Annotated in this window: 26 protein-coding genes; 12 read left to right on the top strand and 14 right to left on the bottom strand. The window is 48.5% G+C overall.

Annotation, left to right across the window (positions count from 1 at the left end; genetic code table 11):
- Window positions 1-21: 21 nt before the first annotated feature.
- The 4 genes from EPD17_RS11945 to EPD17_RS11930 all read right to left on the bottom strand — a co-directional run bounded on the left by EPD17_RS11945 (window position 22) and on the right by EPD17_RS11930 (window position 4,254).
- Window positions 22-840 (bottom strand): universal stress protein, encoded by an 819-nt coding sequence (locus EPD17_RS11945; protein ID WP_132054485.1) that lies wholly within the window; start codon window positions 838-840, stop codon window positions 22-24.
- Window positions 841-975: 135 nt separating this feature from the next.
- The gene (locus tag EPD17_RS11940) at window positions 976-1,956 is read right to left on the bottom strand and encodes a calcium/sodium antiporter (protein WP_132054483.1); all 981 of its coding nucleotides are present in this window, start codon (window positions 1,954-1,956) and stop codon (window positions 976-978) included.
- Between the two features lie 335 nt (window positions 1,957-2,291).
- On the bottom strand, window positions 2,292-3,224 hold the full coding sequence (gene lipA / locus EPD17_RS11935; protein ID WP_114234092.1) for a lipoyl synthase: 933 nt from the start codon (window positions 3,222-3,224) through the stop codon (window positions 2,292-2,294).
- 226 nt (window positions 3,225-3,450) lie between these two features.
- Window positions 3,451-4,254, bottom strand: coding sequence for a hypothetical protein (locus tag EPD17_RS11930; RefSeq protein WP_132054481.1), 804 nt, complete (start codon window positions 4,252-4,254; stop codon window positions 3,451-3,453).
- A 43-nt stretch (window positions 4,255-4,297) separates the two neighbouring features.
- Here EPD17_RS11930 and EPD17_RS11925 point away from each other — a divergent pair, with 43 nt between their 5' ends.
- The gene (locus EPD17_RS11925; RefSeq protein WP_132054479.1) at window positions 4,298-4,711 is read left to right on the top strand and encodes an OsmC family protein; all 414 of its coding nucleotides are present in this window, start codon (window positions 4,298-4,300) and stop codon (window positions 4,709-4,711) included.
- 281 nt (window positions 4,712-4,992) lie between these two features.
- On the opposite strand, the gene EPD17_RS11920 is transcribed toward EPD17_RS11925, so the two are convergent.
- From EPD17_RS11920 to EPD17_RS11890, 7 genes are all read right to left on the bottom strand, one after another.
- Window positions 4,993-6,285 (bottom strand): DUF2851 family protein, encoded by a 1,293-nt coding sequence (locus tag EPD17_RS11920; protein ID WP_132054477.1) that lies wholly within the window; start codon window positions 6,283-6,285, stop codon window positions 4,993-4,995.
- Between the two features lie 369 nt (window positions 6,286-6,654).
- Window positions 6,655-7,227 (bottom strand): Maf family nucleotide pyrophosphatase, encoded by a 573-nt coding sequence (locus EPD17_RS11915; RefSeq protein ID WP_132054475.1) that lies wholly within the window; start codon window positions 7,225-7,227, stop codon window positions 6,655-6,657.
- Between the two features lie 3 nt (window positions 7,228-7,230).
- Window positions 7,231-8,145 (bottom strand): geranylgeranylglycerol-phosphate geranylgeranyltransferase, encoded by a 915-nt coding sequence (locus EPD17_RS11910; protein WP_132054473.1) that lies wholly within the window; start codon window positions 8,143-8,145, stop codon window positions 7,231-7,233.
- Window positions 8,146-8,154: 9 nt separating this feature from the next.
- A complete protein-coding gene (locus EPD17_RS11905; protein ID WP_132054471.1) occupies window positions 8,155-8,676 on the bottom strand; it encodes a KdsC family phosphatase in 522 nt (173 codons plus the stop codon).
- A gap of 125 nt (window positions 8,677-8,801) precedes the next feature.
- Complete coding sequence (gene iscX, locus EPD17_RS11900) at window positions 8,802-9,041, bottom strand: Fe-S cluster assembly protein IscX (protein WP_114234097.1); 240 nt, start codon at window positions 9,039-9,041, stop codon at window positions 8,802-8,804.
- Window positions 9,042-9,180: 139 nt separating this feature from the next.
- Entirely contained in the window at window positions 9,181-9,516 is a 336-nt protein-coding gene (locus EPD17_RS11895; RefSeq protein ID WP_114234098.1) for a 2Fe-2S iron-sulfur cluster-binding protein, read from the bottom strand.
- 46 nt (window positions 9,517-9,562) lie between these two features.
- Window positions 9,563-10,318: a Rossmann-like and DUF2520 domain-containing protein gene (locus EPD17_RS11890; protein WP_132054469.1), complete on the bottom strand. Its 756-nt coding sequence runs from the start codon at window positions 10,316-10,318 to the stop codon at window positions 9,563-9,565.
- A gap of 145 nt (window positions 10,319-10,463) precedes the next feature.
- On the opposite strand from EPD17_RS11890, the gene EPD17_RS11885 reads away from it, so the two are divergent.
- On the top strand, window positions 10,464-11,306 hold the full coding sequence (locus EPD17_RS11885; protein WP_132054467.1) for an alpha/beta hydrolase: 843 nt from the start codon (window positions 10,464-10,466) through the stop codon (window positions 11,304-11,306).
- A 53-nt stretch (window positions 11,307-11,359) separates the two neighbouring features.
- Entirely contained in the window at window positions 11,360-12,007 is a 648-nt protein-coding gene (locus tag EPD17_RS11880) for an SGNH/GDSL hydrolase family protein (RefSeq protein ID WP_132054465.1), read from the top strand.
- A gap of 16 nt (window positions 12,008-12,023) precedes the next feature.
- Here the strand turns inward: EPD17_RS11880 and EPD17_RS11875 are convergent, their stop codons facing one another.
- Window positions 12,024-12,725: a hypothetical protein gene (locus EPD17_RS11875; RefSeq protein ID WP_132054463.1), complete on the bottom strand. Its 702-nt coding sequence runs from the start codon at window positions 12,723-12,725 to the stop codon at window positions 12,024-12,026.
- Window positions 12,726-12,898: 173 nt separating this feature from the next.
- On the opposite strand from EPD17_RS11875, the gene topA reads away from it, so the two are divergent.
- The 4 genes from topA (at window position 12,899) to EPD17_RS11855 (ending at window position 17,282) form a co-directional block, all read left to right on the top strand.
- Window positions 12,899-15,505, top strand: a complete 2,607-nt coding sequence (gene topA, locus EPD17_RS11870) for a type I DNA topoisomerase (protein WP_132054461.1) — start codon at window positions 12,899-12,901, stop codon at window positions 15,503-15,505.
- 18 nt (window positions 15,506-15,523) lie between these two features.
- The gene (locus EPD17_RS11865) at window positions 15,524-16,384 is read left to right on the top strand and encodes a transglutaminase family protein (RefSeq protein ID WP_132054459.1); all 861 of its coding nucleotides are present in this window, start codon (window positions 15,524-15,526) and stop codon (window positions 16,382-16,384) included.
- A gap of 65 nt (window positions 16,385-16,449) precedes the next feature.
- A complete protein-coding gene (locus EPD17_RS11860; RefSeq protein ID WP_132054458.1) occupies window positions 16,450-16,788 on the top strand; it encodes a tRNA-binding protein in 339 nt (112 codons plus the stop codon).
- Entirely contained in the window at window positions 16,788-17,282 is a 495-nt protein-coding gene (locus tag EPD17_RS11855) for a methylated-DNA--[protein]-cysteine S-methyltransferase (protein WP_132054456.1), read from the top strand. The genes EPD17_RS11860 and EPD17_RS11855 overlap by 1 nt, the downstream gene beginning before the upstream one ends.
- An 11-nt stretch (window positions 17,283-17,293) precedes the next feature.
- Here EPD17_RS11855 and EPD17_RS11850 read toward each other — a convergent pair whose 3' ends face one another.
- Together EPD17_RS11850 and lepB are read right to left on the bottom strand one after the other, a co-directional pair.
- Window positions 17,294-17,779, bottom strand: a complete 486-nt coding sequence (locus tag EPD17_RS11850) for a cytidine deaminase (protein ID WP_132054454.1) — start codon at window positions 17,777-17,779, stop codon at window positions 17,294-17,296.
- A 55-nt stretch (window positions 17,780-17,834) separates the two neighbouring features.
- Window positions 17,835-19,376 carry a signal peptidase I gene (gene lepB, locus EPD17_RS11845; protein WP_132054452.1) on the bottom strand — a complete coding sequence of 514 codons (1,542 nt, stop codon included), beginning with the start codon at window positions 19,374-19,376 and terminating at the stop codon, window positions 17,835-17,837.
- Window positions 19,377-19,486: 110 nt separating this feature from the next.
- Here lepB and EPD17_RS11840 point away from each other — a divergent pair, with 110 nt between their 5' ends.
- The 5 genes from EPD17_RS11840 (at window position 19,487) to EPD17_RS11820 (ending at window position 26,834) form a co-directional block, all read left to right on the top strand.
- Window positions 19,487-20,380 (top strand): MerR family transcriptional regulator, encoded by an 894-nt coding sequence (locus EPD17_RS11840; protein WP_132054450.1) that lies wholly within the window; start codon window positions 19,487-19,489, stop codon window positions 20,378-20,380.
- A gap of 125 nt (window positions 20,381-20,505) precedes the next feature.
- Window positions 20,506-20,949 (top strand): hypothetical protein, encoded by a 444-nt coding sequence (locus EPD17_RS11835; RefSeq protein ID WP_123893331.1) that lies wholly within the window; start codon window positions 20,506-20,508, stop codon window positions 20,947-20,949.
- Between the two features lie 177 nt (window positions 20,950-21,126).
- A complete protein-coding gene (locus EPD17_RS11830) occupies window positions 21,127-21,906 on the top strand; it encodes a DeoR/GlpR family DNA-binding transcription regulator (protein ID WP_240040601.1) in 780 nt (259 codons plus the stop codon).
- Between the two features lie 68 nt (window positions 21,907-21,974).
- Window positions 21,975-25,160, top strand: coding sequence for a SusC/RagA family TonB-linked outer membrane protein (locus EPD17_RS11825; protein ID WP_132054448.1), 3,186 nt, complete (start codon window positions 21,975-21,977; stop codon window positions 25,158-25,160).
- An 18-nt stretch (window positions 25,161-25,178) separates the two neighbouring features.
- On the top strand, window positions 25,179-26,834 hold the full coding sequence (locus tag EPD17_RS11820) for a RagB/SusD family nutrient uptake outer membrane protein (protein ID WP_132054446.1): 1,656 nt from the start codon (window positions 25,179-25,181) through the stop codon (window positions 26,832-26,834).
- Window positions 26,835-26,837 lie beyond the last annotated feature (3 nt).

The raw sequence follows: 26,837 nt of genomic DNA, 5'->3' as shown, positions 1-26,837 counted from the left end.
AGCAAAAATTTGTACCGCTTTTTATGGAATGACAACCAATGGCGTTTGTCCTTCGTATACCAGCTCGTTGATCAATAACCTGCGGAAAAGCTGGTCGGTCAATAGCCGCGAACCACGCTGCACGACCAGCATTTCTTCATGCTTGTTACTGATTATATTTTTGATGCCCTCAATTGCATCGGCTTCTTCGTAAACGGCCACTTCAGTTTGAAAACGGTCTGCAAAAAGCGCCGCTACTTTTGCCAGGCTTTCTTCTATTTCCGCCTTTTGATCAGCCGGTTGGGCCAGGTGAAAAAACGTAAGTTGCATGATGCGACTGCCGACAAACCCCAAAAACTTATTCAGTTCAAAATAATTGAGCGGGTGGTCTTCGGAAACGGCGATATAAGCCCGGGTGTGCTCAAAACTGCTGACGCCTTTTGGTATAGCCACAACCACGTTGTTGATGTTTTCAATGACCTGTAATGCCACGCTGCCAAGGAATATTTTTTTGAGTAATCCTGTTCCTTTGATGCCGGTAAAAATCAGGTGATTGAATGGCTCCGCGAGTAACTCGTTCAACGTATTTTCCAAATGACTTTCCGAAACACTGTAAGAAACTTTTACTGTTGGTGGTACAAATGCATCTGCCAGCTTTCTTAGTTGGTGCAATGCGTTGTTATTGTCATCATCGGCAAACTGTTGCTTGGTTTCGTTATCGAGCATGCCGGGTGCCAGCACAATGGTTTGATGCACCAGCACAATGCTTGCTTTGACCTTTGTGCTCCAATCAGCAGCGAACCGCACCAGTCCGGCAGAATAATCAGAAAAATCCACCAGTACAATAAAACGTTTTTCCATAGCCTATGATTTTTGAGCCATTAAGTTGAGCGATAGACTGTCTTGGTTTTTGCTATCATCGGTTGCAAATTCCTGCCCATACATTATACAGTTTGCTTGCTAAAATTTCAATTTCAGCTTAATAGGTAATTCTGTTCAGGTACGCAGCAACAACAGTGTGCTCAGGTACAACAAGTAAATCAAAACAAACACCAGTCCTTCTTTTTGCGACACCATCCGGTCACTTCGAAACACCGGGTAGCAGGCAATGGCAACGGCCGCGGCCAGGGGCAGGTCAAACCACAAAACATCGTTGCTTACCTGCACACCATTGGGTGCAGCAATACAGGTAAGACCAAGGATGACCAATATATTGGTGCTGCTGCTGCCAATAAGATTGCCGACAGCCACATCGCGGTCGTTTTTGATGGTGCCAACAACAGTGGTAGCCAACTCGGGCGCTGACGTACCGATGGCAACAATGGTAAGCCCAACCACCGACTCTGAAATGCCCAGAGACAACGCAATGTTTACCGCACCGGCTACTAACAAATGAGCACCAAGTACCGACAAGCCAATCCCCGTTACCAGCATGATCAAAAACATTAAGCGTGGTGTGCTTTTTTGCACATGTAACGCCTGCTTGCCAAAATCGGCTGCAAACTCTTTTTTAACGGCAGCCGTTTCCTTGCGGCTGATCTGGATTAGTTTAATAAGATAGGCAACGGCACCGAGCAACAAGATTGCGCCTTCGCGCCGGCTGAGCACACCGTCGGCTGCCATTACCACTAAAGCAACCGCCGAAACGATCATTACCGGAACATCGAGCCTGATGCTCATAAGTTGCAACGGTAAGGGCTTGATGGCCGCACTCAACCCGAGTATCAGCAAAATATTTACAATATTGGTTCCGGCAATGTTACCCACGGCAAGTGTGCCAAAACCATCGGTTACTGCTGTGATGCCAATGGCCAGTTCAGGCATGCTGGTGCCCACAGAAACAATGGTAAGGCCGATGATGATGGGATTGATGCCGAGCATTGCCGCAAACCTTGTGGCACCCCGCAACACCAACTCGGCGCCCAGCAAAATAATCACCAGGCCACCAAAAAAGCTTATTGCCGGATGTAAGTCCATAGGCGGTTTTTTTGAGGGTGATGGCAAATTGGCTATTGTGCAATCATAGCGTAAAGGAATGTTTGCAAACGCCTGAATAGACAGGTGCTATTACTTTAAAGATAAGCAGCAGGAAGTAGTTAAAACCTGATGAAAATCGGGAACGGTACAGTGAAAGCCATAGTGCAATGGCCTTTTTTTTAGAAAACTTGGCGCAGGCTCTTTCAACTAAAATTGCGTTTACAAACCATTCGCCAAGGACTAGACGTTATGTGGTACCGCAAGTGATCATCTAGATAAAATGACTTCGTTTTGTGAAACATAAAAAAAGCACCGGTAAAAACCAGTGCTCCTTTTTATGCGATCATCGTAGCTTTTTCTGCTTCCCATTTGGCCCGACCATAACCGGCAATTACATGTCGGTCGCTGTGGTACGAAGAACGCACCAACGGGCCACTCTCCACGTAATCAAGACCAATACTGTAACCAAACTCGCGGTACTCGGCAAACTCCGCTGGCGGCACAAAACGATGTACCGGCAGATGCCTTTTTGTAGGCTGCAGGTATTGGCCGATCGTTACCACATCGCAACCGGCCTGGTGCAGGTCGCGCAGGGTTTGAAACACTTCTTCCCGCTCCTCGCCCAATCCCAGCATGATGCCGCTTTTGGTACGCATGCCACCGGCTTTGAGCGTTGAAATTACATCCATGCTGCGCCAGTATTTTGCCTGGATGCGCACCTGGCGGGTAAGCCTTTCTACCGTTTCAATATTGTGCGATACCACTTCCGGCGCCGCATCGATCACCTGTTGAATGTCTTCCTTTTTTCCCTTAAAATCGGGGATTAGGGTTTCCAATGTTGTATTGGGATTGAGCGCCTTGACAGCCTTGATGGTGTTGTGCCAAATGGAAGCGCCACCATCTTTCAGTTCATCGCGGTCAACGGAGGTGATCACGGCATGTTTCACCTTCATCAGGTAAATGGCTTCAGCCACGCGTTGTGGCTCGTCGAAATCTACAGGCTCGGGCCGGCCAGTGGCCACAGCGCAAAAGCCGCAACTGCGGGTGCACACATTACCCAAAATCATAAATGTGGCGGTGCCTTCCCCCCAGCATTCGCCCATGTTTGGGCAGTTGCCGCTTTCGCAAATGGTGTGCAGCTTATGCTGGTCCACAAGCCCGCGGACATTTTTATAGCTTTCGCCGATGGGCAGCTTTACCCGCAGCCAATCGGGCTTTTTTATTTTCGATTCCTGCGGCTGTGCCGCCACTACCGGAAGTTCAATCATGTTCTTTTCATTTAACGGCCGAATAAAGTGTTGCTTGCAAACCACTTGATCCTAACAAATGCACTGAAACAATTGATCACAAATGCAACCACTTTATCCGCCGGGATGCCTGCAAAGTTACAATTCGTAACCTTTCCAAAAACTTCGGTTTCCGGCCTAAATGTTAAGCTTCGGTGCATAAAAAAAGGACCGGTCTGGTCCTCTAAATTTTTTCGTTTATTATGGGCTACTTACGGTTACCAAATACCATCGCCACATGCACCTGTAAAAAAGTGCGGCGCGGTTCTACGGCGATCATTTGTTCAATTTCCTTGGCATAACCTTCGGCTGAAAAGCCGATCTCCAGCGCCGAAATAGATTCGTTATAGGACCCAAAATCAAAACGTAAACTGGCTTTTGCAAAAAGGCCCGGACGCAGCTTTACTTCGCTCCAGCCTTTGGTAAACCCAGCCGAACCCAGAATGCTGTTTGATAAAAACAATGCACTGTCCTGCGGCGTGTACTTGATTTCGCGGTCGGCACCCTGGTCGTTTACCTGCAGGTAATAAGGTTTCAGCAGCCCCATCGAAAGGCCGCCCATGGCAGTGCCGATGACCGCAACACCGTTTTTATTTCCTTTTTGTCCAAAAATATACTGGCGACCATAACCCAGTTTTGCCTGGTAAAAATTGTTCATTTTACCATACTTAAACGAGTTGCCCAGCAAAAAGCCCTGTGCGCTGGACGACCGCTCTTCTTTTGGGTGCATGACCTCGGTAAACTCGAAGCCATAAATATTAGCCCAGCGTGGCGAGGTCATTTTGCCCCGCTCGTAAAAAAAGCCGTAACCATTGCTGCGCAGCTGCAGGCCAAACGCATTGTGTTTGTTGTATGAAAGCACGCCTTCTTCTTCCTGCCGGATCATGGCGTTGGTGCGCTGGCGTTTTTCTTCTTTGCGGGTCTGGCGGTCTTCGCGCCGGCCGCCGCGGTCCTGTGCCATCAGCACGGTAGTGCTGCACAGAAGTATTGCGATTGCTAAAAATTGCTTCACTGAAAACATGTTGGTAGTTAAACGTAAATTTAGGCGAAAAATTATGACCTCTGTTGTAGTTTATGTAGGCGGTCTCCGTACTACCTGCACGCATCTTCAGTCGCATTCTTCTATTGAAACCGATGCCCCAACCGACAACCATGGCAAGGGCGAACGCTTTTCGCCAACCGACCTGATGGCTACTTCGCTGGCTACTTGCATGCTCACTGTTATGGGTATCAAAGCACGGACCATGGACATTGAACTGGACGGCACCAAAACCGAAGTGGAAAAAATAATGAAGGCCGAACCCCGCCGTGTGGGCGGCATCAACATAATGTTCCACATACCTGAAAGCCTGCAACAAATCGGCGACAAAGAAAAAACCATTCTGAAAAATACAGCCCACACCTGCCCTGTTGCCCAAAGCATCCACCCGGATATTGAAGTGAATGTGAATTGGGGCGCATGGAGCTAAGGTTTAAATAACCTTTTTTCAAAGACGCATTTTCAACCAAAAGAATCGCACTATTTCAAATACTTTTTGCAGCGTTGGCCCTTTAAGCATTTTGGATAAAACAACGCAAAAGGCAAAGAGTTTAGCGTTGAACCAAATAACAGAGCCGGCAAATAGGTTTGCCGGCTCTGTTATTTTATTTAAGCGTGATCGTTTTGAAGATTTACTGGAAAAAGAAAAATGTCGGGCTACAAATTAATAGTGCATTATAATGCTGCTTTATTATGCCGTTAGTCTGAAAGTTATATAAACGACAGCCCGCTTCGTTGCGGTTCCGAATCCCTGCGCAAAATAGCATTGCCCACAGCACACTCCAGGCAGCGGCGGTTGTTACAGTAATTGTTCTTTAACTCAATGAGTGCCTGCGATGCTGCTGCATGTTCGGCCTTAACGGCGAGTCTTGCAAAACCGGATATGATCGCATTTTTTTCGGGCGGTAGTGCTGCCAGTAGCTCAACTGCCCTTCCGGTATAATGATCTTGCTTGTGGTGCAAACCAAATGCAAACAACGCAGGGGCCACTACGTTGATGATTAAATGATGCAACATATCCTGCCCAATTTTTTTGGGCAGGTATCCTGTTTGTTCATCAAAACGATAATGATAATGCCAGTAATCGTTGGCTGTGGCATGCAACATTTCTTGTATGTCGGCAACTGCTTTTGCTTCAATAATTCGGGAGAACAGATGGCTGGAACGATGCAGCAATGCTGCCAATTGCGCCAGCCGGATGGTGGGAAAATTAGGTGGGCGCATCCGCAAAAAATACACGGGCATATTGATCGGTTGCAGGTTGTATTTTGCTTTTAAAAACTGGTATTCGCGCCAAAGCAACTGTGCATAATCGTCCTGCCATTTCGGGCCCAGCAGGTTGGCGCTGCCCAGGAGCATGGCCTCTAATTGATGAATGCTGGACTTGTGTTTGGCCAACAGTTTTACCGGCACCGACCGGGCAATGGCTTCGAATGCATCAGCATTAGTAGCGGCACCAAAACTGCGGGCCAGCATTTGCCAAAAAGCTTCTTCCCAACTGCCATTGTTCCGGTCGCGCAGCATGAGTAACTGTGTGGCTTTGCGCTGCAGGCGTTCGGCCAGTAATCGGTCGAGCCAAGCCTGCATGGTGAGCGGCGGCACTGTTGCAATAGCATTGCCGCAGGGAATAAAATCAGCACACTGCATCAGGGCTTCGTAGCGTTGGTAAAGCATTGAATGAATGCGTGACTGCAATTCGAGTACCGGAATCTCCGGGTTGGACAGGCCATCATGCTCGTAAACCACATGCAGCACAACGTTGTTGTAATTGGCATCGCCGCTATGCCCGTGCCGGTCCCAGTCGGAGGTTTTGAGGTGCAGTTCAACAGAGCCGGCAAGTTTTGTTGCGCCTATACGAACCCGGGCCTGCAGAAAGTCGGGGCCCTGTTCGGTATTATGTTGGCCGGGAAAAATAATGTCGATCGGATCGTTGGAAGTGGTGCGCAGTGCGGCGCGATTGAAATACTGGAACTTCCAGATGAATTGCAGCAGTTTTTCGGTCATACCCTGGCGTTTTGGTTTCGGGCTGCCGGCAACGTTAGTGCTTCCGTTGTTGCTGTTTGACAACCGCACTGGTAAAATACAAAACGCTTTTGGAGATTTGAAATGTTATGGCAAAGATTGTTGAACGAAAAAGTGATTAACCGTAGTTAAGCTTAAACTTTAAGAAGAGCTATTTTAAAGTTGTGTCGATCCCGGATCAGCAGTGTTGCTTTTTTATGTGATGATCAATTATTGGTAAAACGAAGTCCGAAACCCTGCTCGAGCAAATAGCAGTGCACCAGTAGAAAAAGCCGATCAGTATTACCGGACGTTCAAGTGAGTGACACAACAGGCGACGAACAATGCAGTGCTGCCGGTTCACAAAAAATACTATGGTAGCAAACCCTGCTGCTGTAACAGTTGCACGACCCTGCTCACGGGCAGTCCCATTACGTTGTAAAAATCGCCCTGCACCGATTTGATGCCCACCACGCCAATCCACTCCTGAATGGCATAAGCACCAGCTTTGTCATAGGGCTGGTATTTGTCTACATAAAATTGAAGTTGCTCATTTGTCAATTGGTGAAACACAACTTCAGTTGTATCGGCAAAACAAAAAGTGTTGTCCGCATGCAACAGGCATACACCGGTAATTACACGGTGGGTTTGCCCGCTTAGCCGCGATAGGATATCCACTGCATCTTGGCGGTCACGCGGTTTGCCGATGATCTCGTTGCCCAATACCACGATGGTATCTGCCGCAATAATGGGCCGCTCCGCTCCTGCGTTTGCCTGCACCGCCAATGCTTTTTCCCGGGCTATGTGCACAGCCACTTCTGATTCGCTCAAATGATCGGGAAAAGTTTCATCGGTATTGGCCACGACGATGTCGAAAGGAACTTCAGCCCATTCGAGCAATTGTTTGCGGCGCGGCGATGCCGAAGCCAGTATGATGGGTGCCATAGATTAAAAATAAATTCGGAAAAAAATCATGGTTAAGATGCCGGTGAACATCACCCATTTGGCGAGGCTGCTCAACTGGTGGTATTCGGCGGCAGAATGGACGGTAAACAACTGGCGAAATAATTTGAACAAGGGATAGATGACGAGCACCACACAAAAAGCAACGGCTGCATACCAGCCAAATTGCAGGATGTACAGTTGCAACACAATCAATGCCGCAATAAGTACCACGGACCAAACCGCGACATACACTTTTGTAGCCCTTGTGCCTGCAACAATGGGCAAGGTGCGGCATCCGTAACGCTCATCGCCAATCATATCTTCCATATCTTTCACCGCTTCGCGAATGAGTGAAATGATGAATGCAAAACCGCCGTATAAAAACGATACACGGAAGAATTTGGAAATTGTTTCGTCGCTATTGAATGCGGCGGAGAACGGAACTTTTAGAAAAAATAGAATTAAAACTGTCCATGCAGTAAGCACTGATATAACAATGTTGCCCACTAACAATTTACGCTTGAGCGTGGTGGAGTAAAACCAGAGCAGCAACACGCATGCAACGTTTGCCAGCACCAGGTACCATTTGTCGAAACGCGTGGCCAGCATGGTACAAAAGACACCGGCAACACTCAGGAACAGGTGCCAGAAAATAGCCCACCTGCGGTTGATGCCCGTATTGAGCACGTTTTTATCAGGCTTGTTGATGCGGTCGATATTGAGATCGAAATAGTCGTTGATGATGTAGCCGGCTGCCGCAATAAATACCGATGCCACCACCAGCAATGCAAGCTGCACCCAATCGGCGGTTTGGAACAGCGGCACATACACCGAAACATAAAACAGTACCTGCGTAAGAATGATGAACAGGAGATTAGGCCAGCGGATCAACCGTAAAAATGCAGGAACCAACCTCATGCAGGCGTTTTAACGTGAAGTTACACTGGTATCGAAGATCCAATGGTTATTTAGCTTGAGTACTTTCTCGATCACATCCCGCACGCAACCATATCCGCCGCGTACCGGCGAGATGTATTTGGCGGCAGCCTTCGCTTCGCTCACGGCATCGGCCGGGCAGGCCGATGCGCCAACCAGTTGCAGGAGGGCCACATCGGGCAGGTCGTCGCCCATGAATAAAACTTCCTCCCAATGCAGTCGGTTCTGCTCCAGGTAATTTTCCAAAAAATCCTTTTTATCGTGGATGCGCAGGTGCACTTCGTGTACTCCCAGCTTTTCAAACCGGCCCACTACCGGCTCGGAGTAACCGCCGGAAAGAATCACCACGCGGTAACCCCATTTCAGCGCCATCTGCAACGCTAGTCCATCTTTTACATGCATCTGCCGCGCCTGCAACCCATTTTCCAACAGGAGCACTGTACCATCGGTGAGCACGCCATCGATGTCGAACACAAATGTGGTGACCTTTTGAAAATGGGTAAGTACGTTCATGGAGGGGAATGATGAATTAGGAATTATGAGTTAGGGATGGTGAATGGTGAATGGGCAACATAAGTGTCAACTATCTTCAGTATTCATTCATAATTCATCATCCATAACTCATAGTTCAAAAACGCTTATTTCTGGTTGTCGCGCCACTCATACACCCAGGCGCTTTGGATCATTTCCAGGTGCCCTTCATTACTTTCTTCGCGGGTGCCTGTAAAGTTGGGCAGCGTTAGTACCCATTCCAGCAGGTCGGTAAAACGGATGCGGTAAATTTTGCTTTCCGAAAAATCATCGCCGAACTTCTCATAGAGCTTCAGAGCAATGTCTTCATAATCGTTCCAATGTATGGGCGGTTCAAAATGAGCCATGGTAGTAATGTGCTGATTTGGGAATTTGAAAATTTGAAAATGATAAAGCAATGCTATTTAAAAAAGCTCTATACCATGCTCAAGCACTTGCTGCCTCTCTATTTTCAAATTTTCAAATTCTGTAATTTTCAAATTGTATTTATTCTCCCAAAAACTGGGTTTGATCAGGAAGGGTTACTTCAATGTTGCCGCTGTCTTCGAGCAGTACGCACTGGCAGCCCAGGCGTGAATTGAGGCGCGGGTTCACTGCACGGTCGATAAAGTCCTCTTCACGATCGGTCAGTTCCTCCACAAAATCTTCGCCCTGCTGCACGTACAGGTGGCAGGTGCTGCAGGCGCAAACACCGCCGCAGTTGTGGTGCAGCTCGATGTCGTTTTTCAGGCACACTTCCAACAGGCTCTGTCCGGGCTCAACATTTTCAAGGGTTACCGTCTCGAGGCCCTTTTGTTCAAAATTGATCTTAATCGTGTACATCAGGAGTTGTTTCGGCCGCAAAAGTATTGCAAAGCATCCGTTTTTATCAGGCCGGGTTTTGAATACTGTGGGTAAAAAGCTGGTAAAAGGCGGCTAGGTGCGGATGCGCCTGCAATAATTGCTGGTGCTTTTCCAATGTATTTTCGTCGTTGCGGATGGCCGGGCCGGTTTGCGCAGCCCGCGGCGACAACTCCCCTACCCGCTCTGCTGTTTCCAGAATCAGCGGTTGCAGCATGGAAAAATCCAATCCTTCTTTAATACAATACGATTCAGTAAGGGCATACAAGTGGTTCACGAAATTATTGCAAAACACGGCTGCCACATGCAGTTTCAGGCGTTGTTCATCGGACGCAACAGCCACTTTGTTCGAAATGGTGTAGGCCAGCGCTTCCAGTTGCCGCAGCGTTGCGTCATCACTGGCGTCGATGATGATGGGAATATCGGGGAAACCGGCCGCTTCCTTTTTCAAAGTTTGCAGCGGGTAAAAAACACCATAGTGTGCCGCTTCGTTCAGCACATCTTTGGAAACCGAGGCGGCAGAGTGCACCACCGTGCCATTGGGTAGGCTCAGTTCGTTGAGCACGTCGGCTATCGCAATGTCCGAAACGGCCAATAAGTATAGGTCGGCATCCCTGGTAACCACGCTCCAATAATTGGTGCTTTCAGTATCCAGTTCATACGCCAGTTCAGAAGCGGCATGCGCATCCCGCCCGAAAATTTGCAGGATCTGATGCCCCGCGTTTTTAAAACAACGGCCCAGTACCGATGCCGTATTGCCCGTTCCAATAATCACAATATTCATAATGCCGATTATTAAAATTCGCTGTCGTTATGGTTGACAAACCAAACACAAGATAAGCCAAGCATCTTTTTTGGCTAACGCCTTAACAGCGAAATGTCGCCATTTCCGCCTGCCGCTTATAACTTCGCAGATCTTTTCAATACATATGCGTTTTTCCCAAAAACTGGTATTGCAGCTGGTGCGCACAAAATTTACCGTCTGGAGCACGTTTTCCAAAAAGAAGGCAGCGCGGAAGGCATTTGAACTTTTTTGCACTCCACAGCACCGCAATAAAAAAGAGTTGCCCCGCATTTTTAACGAGGCGGAGGTGATTCGTTTTACATTTCAAAAACACAATATCCAAGGGTATCGCTGGCAAAAAGGCGGCACTCGGAGAGTGTTGATCCTGCATGGGTTTGAAAGCAGCGTGGTTAATTTCGACCGCTATGTGCGGCCGCTGTTGCGCAAAGGCTACGAAGTGCTGGCGTTTGATGCACCCGGCCATGGCCGCAGCACGGGCCGCCAGATCAATGTGCAGGTGTATAAAGAGTTCATCATGCACCTGTATCAAACCTACGGTCCCATTCAATCGTTCATGGCGCATTCGCTGGGCGGCTTGTCGTTGAGCATGGCGCTGGAAGAGTTGCCGCATGACGAGGACACCCGCGTGGCGCTGATAGCGCCGGCCACGGAAACCACAACGGCCATTGATTCTTATTTCCGTTTTTTAAAACTGGAAGATGATGTACGGGTCGAGTTCGATGCGCTGATCAAAAAAATAAGCGGACACGATCCCGAATGGTTTTCGGTGGCGCGGGTAATGCCGCATTTAAAAGCACAGGTGCTTTGGGCCCACGACCGCGACGATCACATGACTCCGATATCTGATGTGGAGCCGGTGATGAGACAAGGTTATGCGCATGTGCAGTTTATGATGACCGAGGGATTGGGGCATCGCCGCATTTACCGCGACAACAATGTTACGAAGGCGGTTGTTGCATTTTTGTAAGTAAATGCTTTATCGAATTTTATTAAAGCCGTTTTTATAAACTTCAATCGCTGATGGATACAAGCGCACCTGCAAATGAGCAAACACCAATGACCTACCTGGCGTTGGGCGATTCCTATACAATCGGAGAAGCGGTGCATTTAAGTGAAGCGTTTCCGAGCCAATTAGTGCAATTGTTGCGGCAGCAGGGCTGGGCCGTTGCGGCGCCGGAAATTGTAGCTACTACCGGCTGGACTACTGATGAACTAATGGCGGCAATCCAGGCGCATCACTTATTACCACGCTATGATCTGGTGACGCTGCTCATTGGTGTAAACAACCAATACCGCGGCTGGCCACTGGCAAATTATAAAACTGACTTTGCCGAACTGTTGCAGCAAGCCATTCAATTTGCCGGGGGCAATAAAGACGCGGTGGTTGTATTGTCCATTCCCGATTGGGGCGCTACGCCTTTTGCGAAAGACCAAAACCGGGAACAAATTGCACAGGAGATTGACTTATTTAACAATGCAGCTAATGAAATCTGTGATCATCAAGAGATCGTGTTTGTTGATATTACGGTGGGCTCTCGGGCGGCGTTAAATGATTCCACATTAGTTGCAGCAGATGGATTGCATCCGTCGGGAAGGGAATATAAAAAATGGGCAGAGGCGGTTGCGCAAGTTTATTTAGAATCTCCGTTGCGGGAGAAATATAAATGATACTAAGTGTAGTGATTTAGAAAATGCGGTATCCAAGTCTGATAGTGAAGGATAAATGCATGCTGGAACTCGGGCCTTCCTTAGTGTCAACTCCGGTCCAGCCAAAAAGATCGTTGATTTCTTCAATTACTGGAAGGAACGACTGCCGCGACGAAGGTTTAATATTACTGTGCTTATATCGTCGCTGGCGATAGCCTAGGCCGCCATAAGTTTCGAATAAGAACTTTTTGCGTTTATCTAAAAAAATCTCATACCCGCCTTTTACGCTAAAGCCCTTTATTGTGCGTGCTACCGACACAGTATCGTAGTACAACTCCTGATTTGAGTTTGGAAACAACATTTTGCCATTGAACAACTGGTAATTTTGCTCCATCCAAAATCCTTCAATGGCAATGAAAAATGCGCTTTGTTTCTTTTTATTATTTGAATTGGCTGTGTAATAACGAAGCTCGGTACGAATACGATTGGTTGTTAAGCCGTTCTTTTGATTAGCCCTATCCCAATTAAACGGGTTAAAATGAAATCCATATTCGGCATGTACACCAAATCGATCATTGACTATAAAACCCACCCCAGGTTGCAATGTTGGGGAATTAGCTTCGAACAGCGCTAATGGTGCCCATTTAGCCCACAGTGAAAACACCGGCGGTTTTTCATTTTGCGCAGTGGCGCAAAAACAACCGAGCAACAAAAACGTTAGTGCAAGAATATGTTTCATTGCAGTTTTAAGTGGCTAAAATGAAGAAGTACAAAGAGCAGAACTATAGTTAAATTAAGACCATTCATCCCCATTTGCAAGCTCCGCCAAAAAACGCCAAAAAGAAAAATTCCGTTACTTATCCTATAATTGCATTATTCGCATGGCGAATATTTAATAAAGAAAGGACTGATATGCCCAAGAATTTGCTGATAGTGGAATCGCCTGCCAAGGCCAAAACAATTGAGAAAATACTGGGCAGCGATTTTGAGGTGAAGAGCTGCTATGGTCACATTCGCGACCTCGAAAAAGATGATATGGGTATTGATATTAAAAATCAATACCGGCCCCGCTATATTGTTCCGGAAGAAAAAAGAAAAGTGGTTGCCGACCTGAAAAGCCTCGCCAAGAAAAGCGGCGAAGTTTGGCTGGCAACGGATGAGGACCGCGAAGGTGAAGCCATCAGTTGGCACCTGTGCGAAGTGCTTGGTCTGGACCCCGAACGTACCAAGCGCATCGTGTTTCACGAGATCACCAAGCCGGCTATTAAGCGTGCAGTGGAGCAGCCCCGCACCGTAAATATGAACCTGGTAAATGCGCAGCAGGCACGCCGTGTGCTCGACCGCATTGTGGGCTTCGAACTCAGCCCCGTGCTCTGGCGCAAAATGAGCATGAAAAACAACCTCAGTGCAGGCAGGGTGCAAAGTGTGGCGGTACGGTTGGTGGCGGAACGCGAACGGGAGATCAATGCATTTAACGTGCAAAGTGCGTTCCGTATCGAAGCAATTTTCACCGCGCCGGATACTGCAGGTCGTAATATTTCTTTTAAAGCTGAAGGCGCCCGTTTTGATGAAGTGCAAGGTGCCGAAGCATTTTTAAATAGTTGCAAGGGTGCCGATTACACCGTAAAAGATATCCAGGTAAAACCAACGCGCCGCTCCCCGGCTGCGCCGTTTACTACTTCTACACTGCAACAGGAAGCCAGCCGCAAACTGGGTTATAGCGTGAGCCGCACGATGCAGCTGGCGCAAAAGCTGTATGAGAACGGTCACATTACTTACATGCGTACAGACAGTGTAAACCTGAGCGAAACGGCAATGGACGACATCCAAAAAAACATTAAGGGTTCGTTTGGCGACCGCTATTACAAAGCCCGCAAATACAAGAATAAAAACGAGTCGGCGCAGGAAGCACACGAAGCCATCCGCCCTACTTATATGAGCCACACTTCGGTGGATGATCCCGAGCTGCGCCGCTTGTATGAGTTGATTTGGAAGCGTACCATGGCGTCGCAAATGGCCGATGCGGAGTTGGAAAAAACCATCGCGAAAATTGGCATTTCCACTAATAAAAACGAACTCACTGCAACCGGTGAAGTAATGAAGTTTGAAGGCTTCATTAAAGTGTACCGGGAGGATAAAGACGATGAAGATATTGTGGATGGTGAAGAAGGTGCCGAAGGCGTGTTGCCGCCATTGCGCACCGGCCAGAACCTCCCGCTTACCGAGATGAAAGCCATTGAGCGGTTCAGCCGTCCGCTGCCCCGCTACACGGAAGCATCGTTGGTGAAAAAGCTGGAAGAACTGGGCATTGGCCGCCCTTCTACTTATGCGCCTACCATTTCTACCATCCTTAAAAGAGGCTATGTAGAAAAACGCGACAAAGAAGGTGTGCAGCGCAAGTACCGGGTGCTTACACTGGCAAAAGACAACCTTACACAAAAGACTGAAACCGAAAATACCGGTGCGGAAAAATCAAAGCTATTCCCCACCGACCTGGGCCTTGTGGTGACCGATTTCCTCAAACAATATTTTGATGAAATCATGGACTATGGTTTCACGGCCCGCATCGAAAATGAGTTTGACGAAGTGGCCGGTGGCCGTATGCGTTGGGACCGCATGATCGACGAATTTTACAACCCTTTTAAAAAGGATGTAGAAAAAACAATCGAAACTGCTGAACGCATCAAAGGCGAACGTGTTTTAGGCAATGATCCGCAATCGGGTAAACCCGTGGTGGCCCGTATGGGACGCTATGGCCCTATGGTGCAGATCGGCTCCACCGACAGCGAAGAAAAGCCGCGCTTTGCACGGTTGAAACAACAGCAAAGTATTGAAACCATCAACCTTGATGAGGCGCTTGACTTATTTAAACTGCCCTTGTCGCTGGGCAATTACGAAGGGCAGGAAGTGGCAGTAAATGCCGGTCGTTTCGGGCCTTATGTAAAATTTGGAGAGCAATTTATTTCATTGCCAAAAGGCAAAGATCCACTGGATGTGACCATTGAAGAAGCCATTGCTCTGATTGCAGAAAAGCAACAGGCCGATGCGCCAATTGCTCATTACGAAGGCCAGCCGGTAACCAAAGGCAAGGGCCGCTTTGGACCATTCATCAAGTGGAATGATCTTTTTATAAATGTTCCCAGGGCGTACAATTTCGATAACCTGTCGCAGCGCGACGTGGACGAATTGATCGAGAAAAAAGTGGACAAAGAAGCCAACCGTTATATAAAACAATGGGCGGCTGAAAAGATTTCGATTGAAAATGGCCGTTGGGGACCGTTCATTCGTTTTGGCAAAAAAATGCTGAAACTGGATCGCAAAGCCAACGGTGAAAAATATACCGCCGAAGACCTGGCCGATGTAGAATTGGACGCCATCAAAAAAATGATTGAAGCGCAGGTGCCGGGTGCTTTTGCAAAGGCCGCTGCTAAAAAAACGGCATCGAAATCAGCGGCACCAAAAGCAAAAACGGTCGCGACGAAAACAGCTGCAAAAAAAGCGGCCACCAAAAAGAAATAAACAGGAGCGTGTTGCTTGATGGAAGAGAACAATGAAATATCGGCCCTGCTGCACCTGATCGAAGACCCCGACCACGAAGTGTTTGATGCCGTTTCGGAGCGTATCGTGGAATATGGCAAACCCATTATTCCCAACCTCGAAAACCTGTGGGAGAATACGCCGGATGAAGAAGTGCAGAACCGCATTGAAATGATCATCCACCGGCTGCATTACACCGACCTGACGGAAGATTTCCGGCAGTGGAGCCTTTCCGGTCATTATGACTTAATGTTAGGCTCGTTGCTTGCTGCGAAATTTCAATACCCCGATTTAACTACCGCATCAGCCCTGCTCGAAGTGGAAAAGATTCGCCGCAACATCTGGCTGGAGTTAAACAATTACCTCACACCGCTGGAGCAGGTCAGGATTGTAACAGGTATTTTGTATGGATATTACGGGCTAAAAGGTTCGGAAACATCGGCGGCGCACCTCAATGATTTTCTTATTCCAAAAGTGCTGGAAAGCAAAAAGGGAAATCAATTGAGCAACGGCGTGCTCTATCTTATTTTATGCGAGATGCTCGACATTCCTGTGCGGGCCATCGGCATACCCAAGCAATTTGTGTTGGCTTATTTCCGGCCCGGCTATGGGCAGGAATCGGAGGACGCACAACGCATCGAATTTTTTATAGAACCCGCGTCGGGACAGGTTTTTTCGCAAAAAGATATCGAGAGTTATTTTAAAAGGATTGGGGTTCCATCCACGCCGGCGTATTTCAAACCACTGTCCAACAAAAGGGTGATTCAACACTTGCTGGAAGAAATGGCGCAGTGCTTTAACGAACCTAAAAATGAGTACAAACGCGATGAACTCATGAAGTTGGCTGCGATGTTGGATTAGCAGGGATTTGTATCGAAAAATTTCCGCAAAATTGATTCTCGGCGCTGACAAATAACAAACTCTCTATGTCCACGATCACTTGGGATGATTTTGAAAAACTGGATATCCGCGTGGGTACCATCACCGAAGCGGCTCCGTTTCCAAAAGCAAGAAAAACGGCGTATCAATTGGTAATCGATTTTGGCGCAACGTTGGGTCTAAAGCGGTCATCGGCGCAAATTACCCACCATTACACCACCGACGAATTGATCGGCAAGCAAGTAGTGGCGGTGGTAAATTTTCCACCCAAACAAATTGCTAACTTCATTTCGGAATGCTTGGTGCTGGGCGTGTATGACGATGAGGGAGATGTAGTTTTGTTGCACCCGGGCAAAACGGTAACCAACGGACAAAAAATCGGTTAATGTCAACCTACACAAAAATTATTGCTTCGCCATTGGGTCCACTCCGGTTAGGCTGCACCGATAGTGCCATCACCGAAGTCGTTTTTCTAAATGAGCAAACCGAAGTGGAAAATAATCCCAGCCAAAATCATCCGCTGCTCGAGCAATGTGCAATGCAACTCCAAGATTATTTTTCCGGTAAAACGCTGACGTTTGATTTACCGTTAGCACAAACTGGCACCGCATTTCAACAAAAAGTATGGGACCTGCTCCTGCAAATCCCATTTGGAAAAACACTTTCTTATCAAACACTTTCCAAGCAATACGGCAATGTAAAAGCGATCCGTGCCGTAGCCGCGGCGAATGGCAAAAACAACATCGCCATCATTGTGCCGTGCCACCGCGTTATTGGGTCTAATCAAAGCCTTACCGGCTATGCAGGCGGGCTGATGCGCAAACAATGGCTGCTGGCCCACGAACAAAAATTTGCGTTGGGCGTGCAACAGTTGTTTTAATCGCCGGCGTTTTATTTCAACTCTTCGCTGGTGAATGCAAGGGGCAACAAACGGCTGGCGCTGTCAATAACATACACCGGGCCTTCCATGCCGCCCAAAATCAATTGCACCTGGTGCCCTACCCTGCTTTCAAACTCCTGCAGGCTCTGGCGGCAAATGCCACATGGCGAAATGGGATGGTCGCTTTTTTGGCTGTCGCTTTTGTAAGAAATGGCCATTGTTTCAATGGGTATTTTCGGGAAAACCGAAGAGGCAGCAGCGAGCAAAACACGCTCCGCACAAAGGCCGACGGGGAAAGATGCGTTCTCCTGGTTGGAACCCGCCACCAATTCTCCGTTCACTAATTTGGCAACAGCACCCACCTGGAAGTTGGAATAAGGTGCATATGCTTGTCCTGTAACATCACGAGCCTCCTGCAACAACCATTGTTGTTCCTGCGGCAGCTCGTCGATGCTGTTGTACACTTTGTATTTAAATTCAAAGATTGCTTCTTTCATATGTAGGGTGACAAAAATGCCCCTGTTTTGGCAGAGGCATTAGCATAAAGTTAAACTATTTAACGATGCGGAACAGGCGGTTCCAACGCGGTCCTCCCTCCCAACTAAACCAGATCATCCACGCTTTGCCAACGATATGATTTTCTGGAACAAAACCCCAGAAACGGGAGTCCTGGGAACCATGACGGTTGTCGCCCATCATCCAGTAATAATTCATTTTAAAAGTGTAGCGGTCCACCTGTGCGCCGTTCAGGAAAAACTTGCCGTCTTTCATGTAAAAGTCATTTTGCTCATACACCCGGATCACCCGCTCGTAAATCGAATAGAGTCTTGTGTCGAGCACCATGGTGCCGCCTTTTTTAGGCACCCAGATCGGGCCGTAGTTATCAACGGTCCAACCATTTTCTACCACGTAATTATTAAATGACGGGCTGTAAAATGCGGTGTCCTCCAGTTGCGGCTCCATCATCTTTACCAGCTGGCTGCCTTTTAATTTATTCACTGCTTCAGCTGTCAAAGCCATCAGGTAAGTGTTGTTGCCACCTGGCTGAAACTGGTCGGGGTTGGTGATGTCAATGTTGTATTCTTCTTTCATCACCGTTTCATCCAGCTGTTGCCCGTTTGTTTGTACAATGTAGGGCATCACTGATTGCGGCGGCGGGTTTTGCAGCGCACTGTTGATGTACACATTACCCTTGCGAATTTGCAATGTGTCGCCGGCAACAGCTACACAACGTTTGATGTAGTTATCGGTTTTATCAACCGGGTGAATGGCCAATGGAAATTCATCCGGACTGGCGAACACTGCTTCCCTGCCCCTTGCCTCGTTGCCGCCACCCATCTGCCGGATGATCTCGTAATAAGGCCGGTAGGATTGGTACTCAGGCCGATTGATGACCGTGTCGCCTGCGGGGAAATTAAATACCACCACATCGCCACGTTTCACTGGCGACTGGAACCAGCGGATGTAAGGTAACTTGATCAACCCTGAATAAGACTTGCGATCAGACCCCGGAATATAATTGTGTACAAAAGGAATGGATAGAGGCGTGTTGGGAATGCGCGGACCGTAGCTGAATTTCGATACAAACAAAAAGTCATTCACCAGCAATGTACGCTCCATTGATCCCGAAGGAATGGTATAGGCTTCAAATATAAAAGTGCGGATCAGCGTAGCAGCGACAATGGCAAAGACAGCAGCATCGATCCATTCGCGCCAGCCTGGTTTTACATAGCGCCGCACACCATCCGGCCCGATGTACCGAACCTTGTCGGAGTAACCGAGGTAAGGAAAATAAAATGGCGCAGCCAGCGAAGCCAGTGTATGATCGAGCAAGGAAAAGCGGCCAAACAGTTTTACAAATTCAATAAAAATACCCGGCGTAATAAACCAGCCCACGACGGGAATAAATTGCCAAAACACCCAATGCTTGGGCCTGCGGGCCAGCTCCTGCATTACCCATGTATTATAAAAAGGAATGTATGCTTTCCATGAAGCAACACCCGCTTTCTGGAACATTTTCGCGAGGCCAAACGAAGGAAGGAAAACGAGTAAAAATGAAATCAAATAAACAATCAGTATGTGGGAAAGCGGCATTAGCTTATTTTTAAGGCGCTCAAATGTAACTATATAAACAGGTGGTACCTCGGGTTACTAGCAAAGTTTTTGCTAAAGTAGGCGCCTGATGGCAAACGGCGAAAAAGAACATGCAGCAATTCACAATCAAGGACGTTGAAAACCTGTTGGGCATCAAAGCCCATACATTGCGCATCTGGGAGTTGCGGTACCCGTTTTTTGCGCCCAAGCGCAAGGAAAGCAAACACCGTTTTTACGACAATGAGGACCTGAAAATTTTGCTGCAGGTTGCGTTTTTATACCACCTGGGCTGGAAGATTTCAAGGATAGCTGCGCTGGAACCCGAAGAAAGACTTGCGGCTGTTGGCGCCATCGAACCTAACCGCAATACTTACCCGCATTTTGTGCTGCAACTCGTGGCTTGCTCCATTGATTTTGACGAAGGCGGCTTTTCGGAAATCATCGAACGGCTGTCGGAAGAAATAGGATTTGAACGGACCATTCTGGAAGTGTGCTTTCCATTTTTGCAACGTGTAGGTTTGTTGTGGGTAACCAACCGCATTGTGCCGGCACAGGAACATTTTTCTTCCTACCTCATTCAAAACAAGATCATTTCCGAAATAGAAAAAACGCCGCTACCCAAGCATCCGCCCGAAGTATTGTTGTTTACACCCAAAGGCGAGTTTCACGAAATGCCTCTGCTGTTCCTGCATTATATGCTGCGCAAATGGGGCTGGAGCGTTTTGTTTTTGGGCAAAAACATCACGTTTGATGTGCTGGATTCTTTCAAGGAAAACAAAGACATCAAATACCTGTTTTTACACCTGCTTACCAACCTCACCCAGCTTGATCCTGAGGTGTACCTCGAACAATTGGTGCGGCATTTTCCCGATAAAAAAATCATCGCATCCGGCCGCGCCATCCATGGTTTACAGCGGTCCTTTGTCAAGTTAATCCGGCTACTTTCTGATGATGAGATCAGGCGGTTTATTGAAAGCGGGCCAGCCTCGGCAGAACCGCAATAGGCACGGGTTAGATTAATAAAGTCATCTGTTACCACCTTCCAAGTTGCGGTCATTTTGTAACAGGAGGATTGGGCGGCTACACAAGTTTTGCCCAATTTTTGCGTTAGTCATGCAAACCGCTTTTTATGAAGAAGATGTTGACAGCGCTTTTTTGTTTTGTTTTATTCACCCAATTTTCGGCTACTGCTCAGAGTTATAAATCGGCAGTAGGCGTACGTTTTTCCAATAGCGATGCATTCATTGGCACAGGCATTTCGTTCAAGCATTTTGTAAAAAGCAATACAGCCCTGGAAGCGATCATGGCGTTTGACCCGTTAGCGCTGGGCCTGATGGTGGAGCGGCACTACCCTACCAAGGCCGCCGGCCTCGATTGGTTTGTGGGCGGTGGCGCCTATGTTGGTTTTGAGGGCCGCAATAACCTGGGTTTGCTCGGCATCATTGGCATTGATTATAAAATACCTCAGGTGCCGCTCAACATTGCGCTGGATTGGAAACCCGAATTATACCTCATTGAACGGACCGATTTCGAACCGGCCGCAGTCGGCGTTTCGGTGCGCTTTGCATTTTAGAAAAAAGAGCTCAATAATTATATCCTGTTCTTTACCATCCAATTGCCGCGTGGTGAAGAACAGGATGTTTTTATGTCCGCCCATTTTCATTTCTGCGGCTCTCGTTTTGACCAAATAATTCATATTGTCAAAAACCGCAATAACCGCAAAAAAATTTGCGGGAAAATGCGGATTTAAATGTTATTTAGCAGGACGATTGCACTGCTTATGCTGAAAAAAGAACGGCAAGCCTTTATCATACACCAGGTAGAGCTTCATAATAAGGTATTGTGCACCGACCTGTGCGCTAAAATGCAGGTGTCGGACGACACGGTTCGGCGCGACCTGGTGGAACTTTCTGAAAAAGGCCTGATCATTAAAGTGCATGGTGGTGCGCTGTCGCGGTCGTTTTTTAGCGGGCAAACAACAAGGGAACTCACCTACTCTTTTCAGCAAAAACAAAGCATTGCCAGCAAAGCCGTGTCCCTGATCAGTAACGGAATGTATGTGCTGACCAGTGGCGGAACCACCATTGTAGAAATGGCCCACGCCCTGCCGCAGAACCTGCAGGCGACTTTTATTTCGGGCAGCATTCCGGCGCTGATGGCTTATGCACAGCACCCTTTGTGCGATGTAATTGTGCTGGGCGATAAACTTTCTAAAACATCCAATATCACTGTGGGGCCGGGAGCCATTGCACAAATCGGCAACCTGCATGTCGACCTTTGTTTTTTGGGCATCAATGCCTTTGACCCACAGGTAGGCGTAACCGATAATGACTGGGAAGTGGTGCAACTGAAGAAGGCCATGATTGGTGCTGCACGCAAAACAGTTTGCCTCACCATTTCCGAAAAACTGCATACCGTGCAACCGTTGAAGGTTTGTGCGGCCAATGCCATTCACACACTGATCACTGAACTCGACCCTGACGACAAAATGTTAAAGCCGTTCCGCGACGCCGGGATCCAGGTTTTATAAAACAATAACCCCAAGCCCAAACCACTGTAAACCAAATTTTCTAAAAAGCAAAGCGCAAAATCAACCACATGAGAAAAATCCTAATGCTGTTGGTCCTCCTGATTGGACTGCTACAAACAGCCATTCCTGTGCATGCACAGGAACGAACCATTTCCGGGGTCGTTTCCTCCGGCGTAGACCAGGCACCGCTGGGTGGCGTTACCGTTCGGGTAAAAGGCACCACGCGTAATGCCGTTACCAATGCCACTGGCCAATTTACTATTTCCGCAGCCAAAGGCCAGGTGCTGCAGGTATCGTATGTTGGCTTTCAGCCGCTCGACTTTACCGTGGGCGACGATGACAACATCGGGCTGGTGCTGCAACAGCAGCAGGGCCAACTGGGCGAAGTGGTAGTGGTGGGTTATGGCACACAGAAAAAAGCCAACCTCACCGGCGCTGTTTCTACTGTTGATGTTTCCAAAACAATGGAGTCGCGGCCCATCAATGATCCAACCAAAGCCTTGCAGGGCGTGGTTCCGGGCCTTACCATCACTTACGGAAACGGAGGCCTTACTGCCGGTGCTTCCATCAACATCCGTGGTGTAGGCTCGCCTAACGGTAGCGGACGACCGCTTATTTTGGTGGACAACGTGGAAACCTCCGACCTGTCGGTGATCAACCCGAATGACATTGAAAGCATTTCGGTATTGAAAGACGCTGCTTCCACCTCTATTTACGGTGCCCGCGCCGCATTTGGCGTGGTGCTGGTAAAAACAAAATCGGGCAAGCGCAACCAAAAAGCTACTGTTACTTACTCCAACAACTTTGCGTGGAGCAAACCAACGGTACTCCCCGATTTTTCAGATCCGGAGCTGGAGCTGGATGCACTGCACGGCGCTTCGCAACGCAGCGGCATCACCACACCAGAAATTTTTGGCATGCAGCTAACCCGTTTGCGTGAAGGCATTGCCAACTGGAAACGCAATTATGCAGGCAAACGCAGCGGCAGCGAAATGATAGAAGGCGAAGATTTTAAAATGGAATCCGACGGCCGCATGTATTTCTATCGTGTGTGGGATCCAAAAGAAGAAATGCTGAAAGATTACACCCAACAGCAACAACATAACATACGCTTGCAAGGCGGTGGTGATAAAGTGGGTTACTACCTTTCGTTTAACTACGCAAACGATGGCGGTATCCTGAAGCTGAACCCGGATAATTTGAAAAAATACAACATCACCGCTTCCATCAATTCAACCGTAAATAAGTGGCTGGATGTGGATGCCCGGATGCTGTACCGCAATTTCAACTACGAGTCGCCATTTGGCTACCAGGACTACTGGTACTATTTCTGGCGCTGGGGTTCTTATTTTCCTTACGGCACCTGGAAAGGAAATTATTTCCGCCATACCCCTGCTTACTTGGCAGAGGCTAACACCAACAGCGTTACCGACAACTACCAACGGGTCGATCTTGGCGCCACCATCAAGCTGCATAAAAACCTGAACATCCGCGCTGATTATACCATCGGCCGCTCCAACACCATCCGCCACGAAGCCGGCGGCCCCGTTTATGCATGGGACTTTTGGAGCCCAGGCGACCCTCGTTTGAACAACATTGCTACCGCTGCTCAAGATCGCGTGGCCTACAACAGCGGCCGCTATGCAGTGAACACACTCAACGCATACGCTACCTACAACAAGAGCTTCAAAGGCGATCACAACCTGAAATTAATGTCGGGTGTGAACTGGGAAGAAAACGAAGGCCTGAATTTTAATGCGCAGCGCCTCAACCCGCTCGACCCAAACAAACCGGAACTGAACCTGGCTACAGGCGAGCAAACCACTACCAGCGGCCACTCGATGGCAGCATATGCCGGTTATTTTGGCCGCGTTAACTACAACTTCAAAGGCAAATACCTGCTGGAGTTGAACGGCCGTTACGATGGTTCGTCGCTGTTCTCGAGGCTCGATCGTTGGGCGTTGTTTACTTCCGCTTCGGCTGGTTACCGCATTAGCGAAGAGAATTTTATGCAGTTCCTCAAACCGGTTGTCAGCGACTGGAAACTGCGGGTATCTTACGGCACAGTGGGCAACCAAGATGTAGGCGGCAGCAATGTGTTTTTACCCCTCATGACCGGTTCGGCTGTGCCCTGGGTTATTGGCAACACAAGGGTTCAGGGCATTTCGGCGCCCCGCTCCGTTGCTTCGTCACTCACATGGGAAAAAGTTCGTACCCTGGATTTTGGTACCGACCTGCGGCTATTTAAAAACAAAGTGGGCGTAACCTTCGACTGGTACGAACGCAACACCGAAGGCATCCAGGCGCCTGTGGCCGTGCCTGCAACATTTGGCACAACCGGGCCACGCATCAACTCGGGCACGCTGCGCAACCGTGGTTGGGAAGTAGCTGTGGATATCAACCACGAAGTAAACCGCGACCTGAACCTGTATGGCATCTTTACACTTGCCGATAACAAAGCGGTGTACACCAAGTGGGACAATCCTTCGATGCTGATCATGCAAAACTACCAAGGCAAAACCTATGGTGAAATCTGGGGTTTTGAAACCGACCGTTATTTTGAATCGGCCGATGACGTAACCAAATCGCCCAGCCAAACTATTTTGCAAAGCGGCAATTTTGTATTCGGTCCTGGCGATGTGAAATACAAAGACCTGAATGGCGATAACGTGATCAATGGCGGTAAAATGAGCCTCTCTGATCCCGGCGACCTGAAAGTGATCGGCAACAACCAACCCCGCTACCAGTACGGCATTCGGCTTGGTGGCACGTTCAAAGGCATTGATGCAGATATTTTTATCCAGGGCGTAGGCAAACGTGATTATTGGGGACTGGGCAACGTATCGGTTCCGCTGTACCAGGGTGCTGATATTTTGTATGCTCACCAGCTCGATTTCTGGACGGCTGAAAACACCAATGCGCAATACCCAAGGCCTTATATCGGCAACAACGCTACACGCCTTGCCGGGATGCCTACATCGGGCAATAACTATTACCCACAAACGAAATACCTGTTGAACCTGGCTTATGCCCGTTTGAAAAACGTAACCATTGGTTATGCGCTGCCTACCAACGTGCTCAACCGGTTTAATGTGCAGAAGCTGCGGTTTTATGTAAGCGGACAGAACCTGGCGGAAATCTCCAACGTGGGCCTGCCCCTCGATCCGGAAATTACCGATGGCGAACTGGGCTTCCTCGGCCGTACGTTCCCCTTCCAGCGCATGTTTACGTTCGGTGCACAGCTTACTTTTTAACCGGTTAAAAAAAGAATCATGAACAAAAGATTTCCCATATTATTTTTTATAGCAGCATTGCTGCTGGCCGGCTGTACCAAGGAGCTGGACAAAGACACGCCGGATGCATTTTCCGACCTCAATTACTGGACCGGCGAAAACAACGTTCGTACCTACACCTGGGGTTTTTATGAACTGTTTACCGGCTACGGTACCGGTACCACCGGCGATTTTTATTTCTCCAATTTTACCGACGACCAAGCCGCAACAGCGTTCCCGATTTTTGCAGCGTCTGCGCCGGCTACATCGTCGGCCTGGGATTGGTCGTATATCCGTAAGGCCAACATCATGCTGGAACGCATCGACGGCGTGCCCATGAGCGATGAAGCAAAAGCACACTGGAAAGGCGTTGCCCGCTTTTTCCGCGCCATGGATTATTTCAACAAAGTGCGTCTCTTTGGCGGCGTTCCCTGGATCGGTAAATCATTGGATATTTCGGAGCAAAACGAGATCCTGAAAAAACGCGATACCCGACAACTGGTGATGGATTCCATTATGGCAGACATCAACTTTGCAGTGGCCAACATCCGCACCAATGATGGGGTTAACACGGTAAATAAATTCGTGGCACTGGCACTGGAATCACGCATTGGCTTGTACGAGGGCACCTATCGTAAGTACCACACGGAATTGGGATTGAACGATGCCGACCGCTTTTTGCAGGAAGCAAAAGACGCCGCTGACCAGTTGATGACCACCGGTACGTTTACACTGAACCCGAACTATCAAACAGTGTACAACAGCATGGACCTGGCAGGCAACCGCGAAATCATTTTGTACAAACGTTACATTGCCGGCGCCATGACGCATTCGGTGATTGGCTATACCAACAGCAGCACGCAAATGCATGGTTTAACTAAATCGGCTGTTGAATCGTATGTGGCAACTGATGGGTTGCCCATTACGCTGTCGCCGCTGTACCAGGGCGATGACAACATTAAAGCCGTACGTGCCAACCGCGACAAACGCCTGCTGGCTACGGTAGATACATTTTTGGCTTACAACGGCACGCTGGTGAGTGGCCTGAGCTCGAGCACCGGTTATCGCCCTTCAAAATTCCTGCAACCTGCATCGGTGCAACTGGCGCCCAACAACGAAACCGACGCCCCTATTTTTTGGCTGGCAGAGGTGTTGTTAAACTACGCGGAAGCCGCTGCTGAACTGGATGCATTGGGTAAATACACTTTGACCCAGGCAGACCTGGATCGCTCAGTAAATTTGCTGCGTGCCCGTGCAGGCGTTGCCAAACTGGAAGCGCCGGGCGGACAACAAGTAGCTGTAAACGGAGTAACCTTTGTGGACCCGAAAAAAGACGCCGATGTAACGCCATTGATTTGGGAAATTCGCCGCGAACGCCGCGTAGAGCTGATGATGGACGGATTCCGCTACCAGGACCTGATGCGCTGGAAAAAAGGCGAATACCTCGATACGCAGAAAAATCCTGATGCGATTCTGGGTGCAAAAGTGCCTGCAAATGGACGGGTGCTGCGGAATGCTGACGGCTACATTATGCCTTATGCCGCAACCGTTTCCCGCACCTTTATCGACCCGAAACATTACCTCTCGCCAATACCCACCGGACAGATTTCGTTGTACCCCAATGGTGCACTGGAGCAAAACCCCGGTTGGCAATAAGTA

The sequence above is a fragment of the Pseudocnuella soli genome, from assembly GCF_004347775.1.
GTDB lineage: Bacteria > Bacteroidota > Bacteroidia > Chitinophagales > Chitinophagaceae > Flavisolibacter > Flavisolibacter aquaticus.
This window is presented reverse-complemented; position numbering and strand designations above follow the sequence as displayed.

Bases quoted from the DNA above. Each gene is read 5' to 3' on its own strand.
- EPD17_RS11880 (WP_132054465.1), top strand. From the start codon at position 11,360: ATGGATACAAGCGCACCTGCAAATGAGCAAACACCAATGACCTACCTG.
- lipA (WP_114234092.1), bottom strand. From the start codon at position 3,224: ATGATTGAACTTCCGGTAGTGGCGGCACAGCCGCAGGAATCGAAAATA.
- topA (WP_132054461.1), top strand. From the start codon at position 12,899: ATGCCCAAGAATTTGCTGATAGTGGAATCGCCTGCCAAGGCCAAAACA.
- EPD17_RS11945 (WP_132054485.1), bottom strand. From the start codon at position 840: ATGGAAAAACGTTTTATTGTACTGGTGGATTTTTCTGATTATTCTGCC.
- EPD17_RS11835 (WP_123893331.1), top strand. From the start codon at position 20,506: ATGAAGAAGATGTTGACAGCGCTTTTTTGTTTTGTTTTATTCACCCAA.
- EPD17_RS11830 (WP_240040601.1), top strand. From the start codon at position 21,127: ATGTTATTTAGCAGGACGATTGCACTGCTTATGCTGAAAAAAGAACGG.
- EPD17_RS11860 (WP_132054458.1), top strand. From the start codon at position 16,450: ATGTCCACGATCACTTGGGATGATTTTGAAAAACTGGATATCCGCGTG.
- EPD17_RS11905 (WP_132054471.1), bottom strand. From the start codon at position 8,676: ATGAACGTACTTACCCATTTTCAAAAGGTCACCACATTTGTGTTCGAC.
- lepB (WP_132054452.1), bottom strand. From the start codon at position 19,376: ATGCCGCTTTCCCACATACTGATTGTTTATTTGATTTCATTTTTACTC.
- EPD17_RS11855 (WP_132054456.1), top strand. From the start codon at position 16,788: ATGTCAACCTACACAAAAATTATTGCTTCGCCATTGGGTCCACTCCGG.
- EPD17_RS11850 (WP_132054454.1), bottom strand. From the start codon at position 17,779: ATGAAAGAAGCAATCTTTGAATTTAAATACAAAGTGTACAACAGCATC.
- EPD17_RS11875 (WP_132054463.1), bottom strand. From the start codon at position 12,725: ATGAAACATATTCTTGCACTAACGTTTTTGTTGCTCGGTTGTTTTTGC.
- EPD17_RS11885 (WP_132054467.1), top strand. From the start codon at position 10,464: ATGCGTTTTTCCCAAAAACTGGTATTGCAGCTGGTGCGCACAAAATTT.
- EPD17_RS11840 (WP_132054450.1), top strand. From the start codon at position 19,487: ATGCAGCAATTCACAATCAAGGACGTTGAAAACCTGTTGGGCATCAAA.
- EPD17_RS11915 (WP_132054475.1), bottom strand. From the start codon at position 7,227: ATGGCACCCATCATACTGGCTTCGGCATCGCCGCGCCGCAAACAATTG.
- EPD17_RS11910 (WP_132054473.1), bottom strand. From the start codon at position 8,145: ATGAGGTTGGTTCCTGCATTTTTACGGTTGATCCGCTGGCCTAATCTC.
- EPD17_RS11820 (WP_132054446.1), top strand. From the start codon at position 25,179: ATGAACAAAAGATTTCCCATATTATTTTTTATAGCAGCATTGCTGCTG.
- EPD17_RS11825 (WP_132054448.1), top strand. From the start codon at position 21,975: ATGAGAAAAATCCTAATGCTGTTGGTCCTCCTGATTGGACTGCTACAA.
- EPD17_RS11890 (WP_132054469.1), bottom strand. From the start codon at position 10,318: ATGAATATTGTGATTATTGGAACGGGCAATACGGCATCGGTACTGGGC.
- EPD17_RS11925 (WP_132054479.1), top strand. From the start codon at position 4,298: ATGACCTCTGTTGTAGTTTATGTAGGCGGTCTCCGTACTACCTGCACG.
- EPD17_RS11920 (WP_132054477.1), bottom strand. From the start codon at position 6,285: ATGACCGAAAAACTGCTGCAATTCATCTGGAAGTTCCAGTATTTCAAT.
- EPD17_RS11865 (WP_132054459.1), top strand. From the start codon at position 15,524: ATGGAAGAGAACAATGAAATATCGGCCCTGCTGCACCTGATCGAAGAC.
- EPD17_RS11940 (WP_132054483.1), bottom strand. From the start codon at position 1,956: ATGGACTTACATCCGGCAATAAGCTTTTTTGGTGGCCTGGTGATTATT.
- iscX (WP_114234097.1), bottom strand. From the start codon at position 9,041: ATGGCTCATTTTGAACCGCCCATACATTGGAACGATTATGAAGACATT.
- EPD17_RS11895 (WP_114234098.1), bottom strand. From the start codon at position 9,516: ATGTACACGATTAAGATCAATTTTGAACAAAAGGGCCTCGAGACGGTA.